Genomic DNA, 13,506 nt, shown 5'->3' with positions numbered 1-13,506 from the left:
GGGTTCGACCAAGGAAGATGTCATTCGTTCTCTCGCAGCGCGATTGACTGCAGCGGGGCGGGCGAGCGACGCCGCGGGACTGGTCGACGCCGCACTCGCTCGCGAAGCGCAGTCCGCGACCGGACTGCCCGGCGGAATCGCAATTCCCCACTGCCGCGCCGAGGCTGTCTCGTCCGCGTCCCTGGGGTTTGCTCGACTCGATCCGAAGGTCGACTTCGGTGCACCCGACGGCCCCGCCGATCTGGTCTTCCTGATCGCGGCGCCCGAAGGCGCCGGGGCCGAGCACATGAAGCTGCTCTCCTCCTTGGCCCGAGCACTCGTCAGGCCCGCGTTCGTCACGTCACTTCGTGAAGCGTCGACGCCGGACGAGATCGTGAGACTGGTCGACGAGGTACTCAATCCCGCACCGAAGGATCCTGCAGCAAAGGCTGCGGCAGCGACACCCCCGGCACCTGTTTCCACCGGGAAACACGCTACCGAGGAGACCCCGGCACCAGCGCCCGCGGAGCGTCACATCGTCGCGGTCACCGCCTGCCCGACCGGAATCGCTCACACCTACATGGCGGCGGACTCACTCGTCGCCGCGGGTGAACGCGCCGGCATCAAGGTTCACGTCGAAACGCAAGGTTCGAGCGGAAGCACCCCCCTTGACCCTTCGGTGATCGCCGGAGCCGCCGCGGTCATCTTCGCCACCGACGTCGGAGTGAAGGGCCGCGAACGATTCGCCGGTAAGCCCGTCGTCGCTTCCGGTGTCAAGCGGGCAATCAACGAGCCGGACAAGATGCTCGCAGAAGCGTTGCGCGCCTCCGAGAATCCCGGCGCCGCCACCGTTGACGGCACCGCCGCAGCGGCCGCGGATTCCGATGCCGGTTCCGTAGGGTTCGGCACCCACCTCCGTCAGGTCCTCCTGACCGGTGTCAGCTACATGATCCCGTTCGTCGCGGCCGGCGGTCTGCTGATCGCACTCGGCTTCCTGCTCGGCGGATACGAGATCTCCGGTCCGGCCAAGGACATCGTTCTCAACAACTCGATCACCAACCTTCCCGACGGTGGTCTGGCCACCTATCTCGGCGCAGTGCTGTTCCAGATCGGTTCGTTGGCATTCAGCTTCCTGGTGCCCGCGTTGGCCGGCTACATCGCCTTCGCCATCGCCGACCGGCCTGGCATCGCTCCCGGCTTCACAGCCGGCGCGGTCGCCGTGTTCGTCGGTGCCGGTTTCATCGGCGGCTTGGTCGGTGGTCTCATCGCCGGTGTCGTCGCGCTCTACATCGGCCGGATCGCCGTCCCGCAGTGGCTGCGAGGCCTGATGCCGGTGGTAATCATCCCGCTGTTCGCGACGCTGGTCGTCGGAGCACTGATGTTCATCGTCCTCGGGCGTCCGCTCGCCGCGATCACCTCCGGTCTCACCGACTGGCTCAACGGACTGTCCGGCAGCTCGGCCATCTTCCTCGGCATCATTCTCGGCCTGATGATGTGCTTCGACCTCGGTGGACCGGTCAACAAGGCGGCTTACGCCTTCGCCGTCGCCGGACTCAACGTCAACGACCCGGCCACTTTGCGCATCATGGCGGCTGTCATGGCTGCCGGTATGGTTCCGCCGCTTGCCATGGCACTTGCCTCGACGGTGCTGCGTCCCAAGCTCTTCAGCGAAGCCGAACGGGAGAACGGAAAGGCTGCCTGGTTGCTGGGTTCGGCATTCATCTCCGAGGGCGCGATTCCGTTCGCCGCTGCCGACCCGCTTCGCGTGATCCCCTCGATGATGGCGGGCGGCGCGGTCACCGGCGCGCTGATCATGGCTTTCGACGTCACTCTCAGCGCCCCGCACGGCGGGATCTTCGTCTTCTTCGCAGTCGGCGGAATCGGCTGGTTCCTGGTCTCGCTCGCCGCGGGAACCGTGGTAGCTGCGCTCGCCGTCGTCGGAGCCAAGGAGTTCTTCCGCAAGGGGCCGTCCGATGCCGAACTCGACCCCGAAATCGTGCCCGCTGCGGCATGATCGACAGCAGGCAACACTGCAGTCACCACCTGAGTCACCAGATCTGCCCGAACACCCCATAACGTCCGCAACGACAGTTCTACAACGAGGAGATCCCATGCCCAGCAAGACAGTTGCCGTCGGTTCCGCAGTCGGCCTCCACGCCCGCCCCGCCGCTCTCATCGCCGAAGCAGTCGGAGCCTCCGGCGCCACGGTCACCCTCGCAGTCGCCGACGGCGAACCCGTGGATGCAGGTTCGGCACTGATGATCATGACGCTCGGAGCCGCCAAGGACACCGAAGTAACCATCGAGTCCGACGACGCCGACGCACTCGCCAAGGTCGCCGAGCTGGTAGCCGCTGATCTCGACGCCTGACCCGATGTCAGTCGGTGCTGTGTAGCGGGCCGGACACTCTCACGGAGTCAGTGCGAGTGTCCGGCCCAGCCAGTCCATTTCGAGTTCCAGAGCAGTGCCCCACACATCACCCGAGTGCCCGCCGGGAAGGGTGTAGTAGTCCACGTTCATGTCGGCGGCGCGTGCAGCCTCGAACATGATCTCCTGCTGAGGGCGGTAGATGTCGTCGTCCTCACCCGCGACAAATACACCCGACAACTGCGGATACCGATTCTGCGCCATCAGGTCTCGGGCGTTGACCGCGTCGAACGCGCTTTCGTCACCGTCGAACATGGCCGCCACGGTGTCCTCGTGATCACCGGTCGACGGTTCGTCCTGGCCGGAGAAGTCCAGGAACGACGGGTATCGGTCCGGGAAGTTCACGGCCATCTCGATCGCGCATGTCCCGCCGTAGGAGAACCCACCGATAGCCCATTGCGCAGCGTCCGGATTCACTTGAAGGTTCGATTCGATCCAGTTCGGGACGTCCTGGTCCAGATACGTCGCGACGTTGCCGAGGGCAGAATCCATGCAGCCGGGGTTGGCGTCGTAGTCCCCCAACGCGTCGGGCACCACCACGACGGGAGCAAGCCCGGAATGCCTCGACGCATAGGCGTCGACGGTGGTCGCGAGCCGGCCACTGTCCAGCCAGTCGCTGGGGCTGCCGGGCTCACCCGCCACCAACACCAGTACGGGCAACTCGGCACGCGGATCGGCAAGATAGGCCGGCGGGAGATACAGCGTCGCAGGCCTCGCGTCGAATCCCGAAACGTTTCCTGGAATCGCCGCTTCCGTCACGACACCGTTGCTCGGCATCCGCACCGGAACCTGCCAATGAGTTTCGGTGGGCAGTCCCCGTTGTACCCAAGGTTCGGCCCCGGGGAGCGAATCGAAGGCAACGTTCTCGACCGACCCGACCGGCCAGTGCCCGACCAGTGAGCCGAGCGTGGGATAGGTGCCGGTCTGCGCGTTGACCTGACCCACTGCGACGATCGCGGCCAGCCCGGCGAATGCCGTCACCGAAAGGCCACGCGCAAGCCCTGGGCGCCGAAGGAGAACGAGTGCGGCGCCGATGACTCCGAACATCGCCAGCGCTATCCAGACAAAATTCGACGCCGGTAGCTGCGCGGGCAGCGGCCGAAAGCTGAGCCACACGAACGTCGCACCGGTGGCTGATCCGAGCACTGACAGACCTAGCGCGACCAACGCGGCCCGACGCGGCAACCACCGAAGCAGAAGCAACGTGCCGACGCCGACGATGACGGAACCCACGAGCAGCGCTGCGGTGATGTGTCCGTGCTCGAGTGACATACGCGAGAGCCGCGTCAGGAGTTGATGCCCGTGCATTCGTTCCAGTATCCACATCTACCGTCGGTCTGCGAATTCGTGGAATTATTTGGGAATCAGCGGCGTCGTCGAAATCTCACGAACGCCGCGCCCCCGATCGCACATCCTGCCGCGACCAACCCGGCCCACACGAATGTCCACGGATCGACCCCGACACCGACCGAACCGTCAGACGAGTCAGCCGTCGCTTCTGTCGCGTCCACGAGCGCTCGCATCACGTACACCGGCGGCAACGCTCCGCCGGCAGATTCAGAACCGATCAGAACATCGCCCGCATCGTTGAATGCCACCGCCTCACCCTGAGGCTCCTTCGGGAGCGGGATCCGCAGCGGTTCGGTACCGGTGAGCGTCGCGCCGATTCCGCCGTCCACGACTTCGTACAGGTACAGGTCGGAGTAACTCCGAAGTGCGATCGCCGAACCGTCCGACGACACCGCTCCCCCGGTGAACATCACCGACACGGGCTTCTCCGGTCCGAGGGACACGGCTCCGACGCGCTCGAGCGGCGTCGGGCCGGGCTGCGCCAAGTCACTCAGTTTCTGATCCCCGATCGGTGTGTAGACACTGCTTTCGCCGAACAATTCCTTGGTCACGACAAAAACGTGGCCGTCGGGGTCTAGCAGTATCGACTCGGTGTCGTGCGCACCGTCCGGGTACGTGAGGCGGTGCAACGTACCGTCACCGGAATCGAGGTCCATCGTGATGAACGCCACTGTTTCGCGGGTCCGGAGGTTGTCACCGGTGTCCGACAGAACGAGCGTTCGCCCACTCACCGCAAGATCTTCGACGTCGTAAGGATCTATCGGGACCGGAATCTGTTTCTGGACAACACAGTTCAGGTCCATTTCGAATACGAAGTCGTCACTGCCGCCGTCGCCCATCGCGTAGATCCGATCGTCGACGACGACCATCCCCGACAACTCCTGGAGCGCAGGATCGGTAGGCGTACAGAGTGGGGCGAACTCGCTCGGTTCGAACGACGACGCCTGTGCGAGCGCTCCGGGAAGCAGTGCGGTTGCCGTAGTCGCAGCAATCACCGCGACCACGGCCCCGAAACTACGCACTAGGTGCGTACTCGACCAATGCCGAGGCCAACATCTGTGGCACGCGTGCGTGCACCCGCGTGCCGGCCTCTTCGTGAGTCGATTCCAAAATTGTTCCGTCCGAGTGGATTCGAGCCATCAAGTCACCGCGCGTGTACGGCACCAGCACGTCGACCTCGACCTCCGGCCGAACCAGCACCTCGCTGAGATGTGCTCGTAGTTCGGCGATTCCCTCACCCGTACGCGCCGAGACGAACACGGCACCAGGCAACAGACCACGCAGTTGCGTCAACGTAACCGGATCTGCCGCGTCGATCTTGTTGACCACGATCAACTCCGGCGGAGCCTTCGAATCCGTCTCGCGCAGAACATCGGTGACGACTTCCCGCACAGCCTTGATCTGTTCTGTCGGCAACGGATCCGAACCGTCGACGACGTGCAGCAGCAGATCCGCGTCGGTTACTTCCTCGAGAGTCGAGCGGAATGCCTCGACCAACTGAGTCGGCAGGTGTCGCACGAAGCCGACCGTGTCGGTGAGTACGTACTCGCGGCCGTCGTCGAGTGCTGCGCGGCGAGTGGTCGGGTCCAAGGTGGCGAACAACGCGTTCTCCACGAGCACACCCGATCCGGTGAGCGAATTGAGCAGACTCGATTTGCCCGCGTTGGTGTATCCGACGATGGCGATCGACGGGATGTCGCTCTGCAGTCGACGTGTGCGCTTGGTGTCGCGAGCGGCCTTCATGCCCTTGATCTCGCGGCGTAGTTTTGCCATGCGCTCACGAATACGACGGCGGTCCGTCTCGATTTTCGTTTCACCGGGACCACGCAGACCCACACCGCCGTTACTGCCGGCACGGCCACCGGCCTGGCGCGACATCGACTCGCCCCAACCACGCAGACGCGGGAGCATGTACTCCATCTGAGCAAAAGCGACCTGCGCCTTACCCTCACGCGAAGTGGCGTGCTGAGCAAAGATGTCGAGAATCAGAGCTGTCCGGTCGATGACCTTGACCTTGACGATCTTCTCCAGCGCAGTGAGCTGCGCCGGCGTCAGCTCACCGTCGCAGACGACGGTGTCGGCACCGGTCGCCAGCACAACTTCGCGCAGTTCCTGCGCCTTGCCGGAACCGATGTAGGTGGCAGCGTCAGGTTTGTCGCGACGCTGAACCAGTCCTTCGAGGACCTCGGAGCCGGCCGTCTCGGCAAGTGCGGCCAACTCGGTCATGCTCGCCTCGGCCTGCTCGGCAGTTCCCTGCGTCCAGACGCCGACCAGGACAACTCTTTCGAGTCGAAGCTGGCGGTACTCGACTTCGGTGACGTCCTCGAGCTCGGTCGACAGACCGGCCACGCGGCGCAGGGCGCCGCGATCTGCGAGTTGCATCTCACCGGTCGACGGGTTGCCCGATGCGGACGCTGCCGTGTATTCGGCTTGCGCGTACTCGGACTGCTCGTGAGCGGTGGACTCTTCGTTTTCATGTGTGTTCGTCATACAAGATCCATGGTCCCACGAAACCTGGCCACGGTGCATCCGTATTTCCTGCAGGCGTATTTCCCGCGGGCGATATCACACAAGCGATTGCCACCAGGCATCGCTGATCGTCCCGTTCGCCACCAGAACCGAGGGCCCCCGCAACGACCCTTTGCCGCCTTCGACGGTGACCTGCACCTCGCCACCGAGCACGCGCACCAGTACCGAGCCTTCATCGCGGCCGTCGTACCTCAGCGCCGCGGCCGCCGCTGCGACCGTTCCGGTTCCGCAGGAACGAGTCTCGCCCACACCACGCTCGTGTACGCGCATGTGGACCCCACCGTCGTGGATCGGCGTCACGATCTCGATGTTGACCCCGTGCGGGAAGAACCCGGGATCGAAGCCCGGAGAAACACTCAAATCGAGCGCACTCAAAACTTCTGCCGTCACGTGCTCGTCGACACACGCCAAATGCGGATTACCGACGTCGATCCCGACGCCGGCGAAGACGCGGCCGTCGATTGTTGCCGAGCTGGTGCCGAGGTCCTTGATCGGGCCCATCGCCACGGTCACGTCACCATGCGTGGCGTCGTAGCCGTGCACCACGACCGGACGCGCTCCGGCGCGGCTGCCGACCACGAACTCGTCCTTGCTCTCCAAGCCCGAGGCCTTGAGATAGTGGGCGAATAGGCGAACGCCGTTTCCGCACATCTCGGCGATGGAGCCGTCGCTGTTGCGGTAGTCCATGAACCAGTCTTCGGCAGCGACGCCGTCGGGCAGCGCACCGAGCACGCCCGCGTCCGCAAGTGCGCCTGCCCGGGCGACACGAAGGATGCCGTCGGCGCCGAGGCCACGCTGACGATCACACAACGCTGAAACTCGCGCCGACTCGAGATCGATCCGAACGTCGAGGTCAGGGAGAACAACGAAGTCGTTCTGCGTGCCGTGGCCCTTACTGAAATCCATGGTCGCCATCCTATCCGGACCTACCGAGCGATTTACGCAGGTGACGCGGTGACCACCACGTTCTGTTCGTAAGTGAAGCCGGACGGCAACGAGGGATCCGGCACCGTCGCGCCCCCGCAGGTCACCAGGACAAGCCTGGGCGCACCGGATTCGGAGAAGAACTCCGCAGGCAAAGCCACCTTTTCGTACAACTTCAGACTCGCTGCGTGATAGGTGAACATCGTTCCGGTGTCGTCACTGACATAGATCGGTGTTCCAGGCTTCATCTGGTGCAGCGCCCACAAGGCGCCGTGCGTGCGGTCACCGTCGTCGACGTGGCCGGCAACAAGATTGGTACCCTCCGAAGATCCGAACTGCACGCCGTTGGTGAAATGCGAAACCTTGTCAGGATGCGGAAGGATCATTCCGCGGTTGGCGCCGAACCCACTGGTCACGATATCGGCTCGCACATCCAGATCGGGAATCGCGAGCGTGTTCGGCGGCAGATCCGTCGGCGCAGGCGCCCAACTCGCCCCTGGATCGGTTGGGGCTCCCACATCGAAGGGCGCTTCGGGAACAGGTGCGCTGATGGGCTTCCCGGCCGCACTCACCGCAAAGTAGATCAGTACCCCGCCGACCGTGAGAAATGTGACGAGCAGAAGAACCAGCGGTAGCCGACCCGCGCGTCGACGTTTCGGATGCGCGTGCGCCGCGGTCTGCGCCATGCTCGTTGTCCTCCAGTCCGTCGATCGCGAAACCGATCGATCGCGAAATAGCTAACTGTAAGATAGCTGATCCGCTCGATCGTGTTACAGACCGCGATCTGCGAGCGCCGCGAAAGCGGAGTTGGGCAGCTCCGGATCGGCACCGTCGAGCCAGTGCACGCGTGCGTCACGACGGAACCATGATCGTTGTCGGCGAACATAGCGCCGTGTCCCGATGAACGTCCGTTCGAGTGCTTCGGCCAGATCGTATTCACCGTCGAAATGTGCGAGCACCTGTGCGTAGCCGATGGCTCGCGGCGCGGTGACGCCATCACGCAATCCTTGCTCGACGAGCACGGCAACTTCGTCGACAAGTCCGTCTGAAAACATCAGCTCTGTTCGCAACCGAATCCGGGCGTCGAGTTCTTCCGTATCCCGATCCACGCCGAGAATGCGGGTTCCCCATCGAGGATCACCGATCTGCGGCGCCGAGGCCGCGAACGGCAGACCTGTCAGCTCGACGACCTCGAGCGCCCGAACCATCCGCCGACCGTCCGTCGGCAGTATCGACGCCGCTGCTACCGGATCAGCAGCAACAAGCGCCGTATGCACCGCACCGACCCCTCCTTCGGCGAGCACCGCCTCCCACTTCGCACGAACCTCGGGATCGGTTGCCGGAAAGGACCATTCGTCGAGCAAAGACTGGACGTACATCATGGATCCGCCGACGATCACCGGAACCTTGCCCGCCGCGATCAGATCCTCGGCGATCGCGATCGCGTCGCTTTGATAACGCGCGACGGTGGCGGTCTCCTTCACGTCGAGAACGTCGAGCAGGTGATGCGGAATCCCACGGCGCTCGGCCGGTGTCAGTTTGGCGGTCCCGATATCCATGCCGCGATAGAGCTGCATCGCGTCGATGTTGATGATTTCACCGCCGAATTCCTCGGCCAGTGCCAACGCGAGATCGGACTTTCCCGACGCTGTCGGACCGACAACTGCGATCGGGCGAAGTTCTTCAGGGACGTTCACGGCCGCCACGTCCCGACGTGGTAACCGACGCCGAACGGCGCATCGCTGTAGTCGACCGTCGCGCGAGGATGGGCCGACCGAGACGAGCCCGTAAAGACACCGGCCAGGACCTGCCACGCCGCGCGCCCCTGGGCTCCGACACTGCGGCAGAGCCGCGGATCGAGAGCAAGCAGCGCCTCCGGGTCCCCGGCCGTCAGGGCGTCGTCGATGGCCGACTGCACACCCGCGGCGCGCTCGTCGAAGCTTCCTGGCGCCTTTGCCGTCAGCGTGGACGCACCGTCAGCAACGATCAGAAGCCCTTGCGGTCGGTTGTCGCTGTCGAGTTGCTTGCGCAGCTGCTGCCCGAATTCACGACATTCATTCGCCGACGCCTTTGCACTGACGACGTGCATGTCGACGGTTATCTCCACGTCTGTTCGGCCACGCAACCAGCCGGCAACAAGGGCGCACAGTTCGAGAGATGGCACCGGTTCGCCTGCCGCATCCGCGTCCAGTGACGTCCGGACATCGGCGCCGAATCCAGCGAACGTACCGATCTGCCCACGTCCGACGCCCGATCGCCAGAGTTCGCCTGCTGCTTTCTCGGGTTCTGCATTCTCGGAGTCGACACCGACGCCCACCCAGTGAACCGCCTCGTGAGAGAGCCGGCGCACGGCGGCTATCGCTGTAGCGCGCACCTGAGCGGACTCGGCCGAATCACCGGACAATTCCGGCACGAGTAACGGCGCCGAGGGGACGAGAACAGCGGAAGTCAACACAGTTGCCACGCTAGTCGACCCCGAGGTGGCGACCTCACACCCTCTTACCTGATTCAATAGTCGGAGAACGTGAGTACCGGGTTCAATGGAACCAGGAATGCGATCAGGCAGCCGTGACGCGCGGCAGAGACGAGGACCGATGACCGAGAACAGTGAACCCACCACCGGCGCCGACAGCAGTTCGGCCAGCCCGAGCCCGGCAACACCCAAACCCGGCGCTCCCAAACCTGGTGGACCACGCCCCGGTGCGCCCCGCCCCGGAGCACCTCGCCCCGGACCAGCAGCCTCGCATGCCGTCACCGCCGCACCGGCCAGCGACCCGAGCAAGTTCGGACGCGTCGAGGAAGACGGAACCGCCTGGGTGAAGACCGCTGACGGTGAACGTCAGATCGGTTCGTGGCAGGCCGGCGACGCCACCGAGGGCCTCGCCCATTTCGGTCGTCGCTACGACGACCTCGCGACCGAGGTCTCGCTACTCGAGGCGCGACTGACGTCGGGCGCCGGAGACGCCAAGAAGACCAAGGCTGCCGCCATCGCTCTGTCCGAATCCCTCTCGACCGCTGCAGTAATCGGTGACCTCGACGCTTTGGCTCGCCGACTCGACGTGATCGTTGCCGGTTCCGACGAGGCCGCAGCGCACGCGAAGGAAGAGAAGGAACAGTCTCGCGCGGCAAGCACCGCCCGCAAGGAGGCCCTCGCAGTCGAGGCCGAGCAGATCGGCTCGGAGTCGACCCAGTGGAAGACCGCGGGTGATCGACTGCGCGAGATTCTCGACGAGTGGAAGACGATTCGCGGAATCGACCGCAAGGTCGACGACGCGCTGTGGAAGCGGTACTCCAAGGCTCGCGAGTCCTTCAACCGACGACGTGGAGCGCACTTCGCCGAACTCGACCGGGATCGTGCGAGCGCCCGTTCGACGAAGGAAGAACTGGTCGAGCGCGCCGAGAAGCTGTCGACCTCCACTGAATGGGGACAGACCGCCGGGGAATTCCGCGATCTGCTCAGCGAGTGGAAGGCTGCCGGCCGCGCACCGCGCGAGGCCGACGACAACCTGTGGAAGCGCTTCAAGGGCGCTCAGGACGTGTTCTTCGCCGCGCGCAACGCTGCTGCATCCGAGCGCGACGCCGAATTCGAGCAGAACGCAGTCGCGAAGGAAGAGCTGCTCGCTGCCAATGCGAACATCGATCCGGCGCACGGACTCGAGAACGCCCGCGCAGCGCTTCGCGACCTGCAGGAGAAGTGGGACGCGATCGGCAAGGTGCCGCGCGACCGAATGCAGGAACTCGAAGCGAAGCTCCGGGCCATCGAAACCAAGGTGCGCGACGCGGTCGACGCCGAGTGGCGTCGCACCGATCCGGAAGCACTTGCCCGGGTCGCGCAGTTCAAGGAGCGGGTGAGCCAGTTCGAGGAGCAGGCCGCCAAGGCTCAGGCTGCCGGCAAGACGAAGGACGCCGAGAAGGCTCTCGCTCAGGCCAAGCAGTGGCGTGAGTGGGCCGAAGCTGCCGAAAGCGCCGTCAACGAGTAATCGACGACGAGCTGTAAAGACAACAAAAACGCCGGCTGACTCCGAAAGGAGTCAGCCGGCGTTGTCTTGTGCTTTGGATGGACGGCCTGCTGTGTCAGCCGACGTTCCATTCCTGATGCTTCTCGGCTTCGGCCGCAGCGATCCGGCGTTGCTCCTCGGCGGCGAGCTGAATGTTGGTTCGTGTCCAGACCACCTTGAGCCAATGGAACGTCAAGAACACGACGGCAAACCATCCGATGATCAGCCCGATCGACGGTCCTGCCACATTGAAACCGGCGGGAATGGTCTGACGCGACCAGACGGCCATCATGCCGAGAGCACTCGCCACGGCACTGCCGGCGAGTGCGACCCAGGCCAGACTCCAACGCCGCGTGACCAGCGCGAGCATCGAGAATCCGATGCCGAAGATGACGACGAACCACACGAACAAGCGTGAGAACAGTGCAATCCGTTCGGTTTCCGCGTCCTGGTTGTACGCGAGCACATCCCAGCCGTTCGCAACTCCCGCATGGGGCAGGGCAAGGGTGCCGACCAGCACGAGCACCGCAACCGCGACAACCATGGCGCGCACACCCGGATCGATTTCTCCCGCGACCTTGCGTTCCGCGTCGTCGAGATCCTTGCGGTAGCCCTCGAAGGCGTCGTCGCCCGGCTGTGGTGTCGTGTTCTCGTGTTGCGAGGTCATGCGTTGCATCCCATCTGGACGGGTTGTGGGGCCGGGGCACCGATCTTCGGTAGTCCGAGACCTACACCGATGGGCGGGGTCTTGGGTGTGATGCCCTTTTCGAAGGAATCACCGGCGCGGGTCCGACGGTGCGTGAGCACTCCGTCATCTGCCACGAGGTGATGAGGGGCTCCGTGGGTGACGACGACCGTCACCACGTCACCGGGTCGGATTGTGCCGTCGAGGTTTCCCTCGGGGCGGAAATGCACCAGGCGACCGTCTCGCGCGCGACCACTGAGACGTTGAGTCGCCGCGTTCTTCCGACCCTCCCCCGCTGCCACCAAGAGTTCGACCTCGGTGCCGACGAGCTTGCGATTCTCCTCGATGTTCACTTCTTCCTGAACGGCGAGCAATCGCATGTAGCGTTCCTGGACAACCTCTTTGGGAAGCTGATCGGCCATCTCCGCCGCCGGCGTGCCCGGGCGCTTGGAGTACTGGAAGGTGTAGGCGTTGGAGAATCGCGCCTTACGCACGACGTCCAGCGTCTCCTCGAAATCCTCCTCCGTCTCCCCCGGGAACCCGACGATGATGTCCGTGGTGATGGCGGCGTGCGGCATTGCGGCGCGCACCTTCTCGATGATCCCGAGGTACTTCGACTTGCGGTACGAGCGCTTCATCGCCTTGAGAACCTTGTCCGAACCGGACTGCAACGGCATGTGCAGCTGCGGGCAGACGTTGGGAGTGGTTGCCATCGCTTCGATGACGTCGTCGGTGAACTCTGCCGGGTGCGGCGATGTGAACCTGACCCGTTCGAGGCCGTCGATGTGTCCACATGCCTTCAAGAGGGAAGCGAAGGCTCCGCGATCGCGCGGTTGTTCCGGATCGGCGAACGACACGCCGTAGGCGTTGACGTTCTGTCCGAGCAGGGTCACTTCCGAGACACCCTCGTCGACGAGCGCCTGCACCTCGGCCAGAATGTCGCCGGGACGTCGATCCACTTCCTTGCCACGCAAGGCCGGAACGATGCAGAACGTGCACGTGTTGTTACAGCCCACCGAGATGGAAACCCAACCCGCGTAGGCGGATTCGCGCTTGGCTGGCAGTGTCGACGGAAACGCCTCCAGCGCGTCGAGGATTTCGACTTCGGCGCGCTGATTGTGGCGCGCGCGGTCGAGCAGCGCGGGCAGCGAGCCGATGTTGTGAGTGCCGAAGACGACATCGACGAACGGCGCCTTCTTGACGACGGTGTCACGATCCTTCTGCGCCAGGCACCCACCGACCGCGATCTGCATGTCGGGGTTCGCCTCCTTGTTCGGGGCGAGCTGGCTGAGGTTGCCGTACAACTTGTTGTCCGCGTTCTCGCGGACCGCACACGTGTTGAAGACGACAAGATCAGGATCGGTTCCGGTCTCCGCCTTCGAATACCCGGCGTCCTCGAGCAGACCGGACAGTCGCTCGGAATCGTGGACGTTCATCTGACAGCCGTACGTCCGCACCTCGTAGGTGCGAACAGACTTCGCAGTCGGCTCCGGAACTGCAGTCGGCTCCGGAAGTGCAGGGGACATTTCGTCGATCAGTGACACGCTTCAGCCTAGCTCACGTCCACTACGACGTGTAATAACGCCCTGATAAACAGCCGAAACGCGACATAAAC

The 13,506-nt window shown here is 64.2% G+C and carries 12 protein-coding genes; 3 read left to right on the top strand and 9 right to left on the bottom strand.

The annotated features are described in order from the left end of the window. A partial coding sequence (locus YH3_RS28375) for a fructose-specific PTS transporter subunit EIIC (RefSeq protein WP_064444531.1) occupies positions 1 to 1,993 on the top strand: 1,993 nt, incomplete at its 5' end. A 97-nt stretch (positions 1,994 to 2,090) separates the two neighbouring features. Then, positions 2,091 to 2,348: an HPr family phosphocarrier protein gene (locus YH3_RS28370; RefSeq protein ID WP_003942144.1), complete on the top strand. Its 258-nt coding sequence runs from the start codon at positions 2,091 to 2,093 to the stop codon at positions 2,346 to 2,348. A gap of 39 nt (positions 2,349 to 2,387) precedes the next feature. Here the strand turns inward: YH3_RS28370 and YH3_RS28365 are convergent, their stop codons facing one another. From YH3_RS28365 to YH3_RS28335, 7 genes are all read right to left on the bottom strand, one after another. Continuing rightward, the gene (locus YH3_RS28365) at positions 2,388 to 3,713 is read right to left on the bottom strand and encodes an esterase family protein (protein WP_007735188.1); all 1,326 of its coding nucleotides are present in this window, start codon (positions 3,711 to 3,713) and stop codon (positions 2,388 to 2,390) included. Positions 3,714 to 3,769: 56 nt separating this feature from the next. Next, the gene (locus YH3_RS28360) at positions 3,770 to 4,759 is read right to left on the bottom strand and encodes a hypothetical protein (protein ID WP_238592719.1); all 990 of its coding nucleotides are present in this window, start codon (positions 4,757 to 4,759) and stop codon (positions 3,770 to 3,772) included. Between the two features lie 10 nt (positions 4,760 to 4,769). Further along, complete coding sequence (hflX, locus tag YH3_RS28355) at positions 4,770 to 6,245, bottom strand: GTPase HflX (RefSeq protein ID WP_003942213.1); 1,476 nt, start codon at positions 6,243 to 6,245, stop codon at positions 4,770 to 4,772. Positions 6,246 to 6,320: 75 nt separating this feature from the next. After that, positions 6,321 to 7,190, bottom strand: coding sequence for a diaminopimelate epimerase (gene dapF, locus YH3_RS28350; RefSeq protein WP_064444671.1), 870 nt, complete (start codon positions 7,188 to 7,190; stop codon positions 6,321 to 6,323). A gap of 32 nt (positions 7,191 to 7,222) precedes the next feature. Next, positions 7,223 to 7,894, bottom strand: coding sequence for a class F sortase (locus tag YH3_RS28345; protein ID WP_042450667.1), 672 nt, complete (start codon positions 7,892 to 7,894; stop codon positions 7,223 to 7,225). 84 nt (positions 7,895 to 7,978) lie between these two features. Continuing rightward, positions 7,979 to 8,914 carry a tRNA (adenosine(37)-N6)-dimethylallyltransferase MiaA gene (miaA, locus tag YH3_RS28340; RefSeq protein WP_007735177.1) on the bottom strand — a complete coding sequence of 312 codons (936 nt, stop codon included), beginning with the start codon at positions 8,912 to 8,914 and terminating at the stop codon, positions 7,979 to 7,981. Further along, positions 8,902 to 9,663 (bottom strand): class III extradiol dioxygenase subunit B-like domain-containing protein, encoded by a 762-nt coding sequence (locus tag YH3_RS28335; protein ID WP_064444530.1) that lies wholly within the window; start codon positions 9,661 to 9,663, stop codon positions 8,902 to 8,904. Before YH3_RS28335 ends, miaA begins: the two co-directional genes overlap by 13 nt. Positions 9,664 to 9,802: 139 nt before the next feature. Between YH3_RS28335 and YH3_RS28330 the strand changes: the two genes are divergently transcribed. Continuing rightward, a complete protein-coding gene (locus YH3_RS28330) occupies positions 9,803 to 11,188 on the top strand; it encodes a DUF349 domain-containing protein (protein ID WP_064444529.1) in 1,386 nt (461 codons plus the stop codon). 94 nt (positions 11,189 to 11,282) lie between these two features. On the opposite strand, the gene YH3_RS28325 is transcribed toward YH3_RS28330, so the two are convergent. Both YH3_RS28325 and miaB read right to left on the bottom strand, forming a co-directional pair. Continuing rightward, positions 11,283 to 11,873: a hypothetical protein gene (locus YH3_RS28325; protein ID WP_003942155.1), complete on the bottom strand. Its 591-nt coding sequence runs from the start codon at positions 11,871 to 11,873 to the stop codon at positions 11,283 to 11,285. After that, positions 11,870 to 13,417 (bottom strand): tRNA (N6-isopentenyl adenosine(37)-C2)-methylthiotransferase MiaB, encoded by a 1,548-nt coding sequence (miaB, locus tag YH3_RS28320; protein WP_047271495.1) that lies wholly within the window; start codon positions 13,415 to 13,417, stop codon positions 11,870 to 11,872. The genes YH3_RS28325 and miaB overlap by 4 nt, the downstream gene beginning before the upstream one ends. Positions 13,418 to 13,506: the final 89 nt, after the last annotated feature.

The organism is Rhodococcus sp. YH3-3, from assembly GCF_001653035.1.
GTDB lineage: Bacteria > Actinomycetota > Actinomycetes > Mycobacteriales > Mycobacteriaceae > Rhodococcus_F > Rhodococcus_F qingshengii.
The sequence above is the reverse complement of the archived record's forward strand: the minus strand, read 5'-3'. Positions and strand labels throughout refer to the sequence as shown.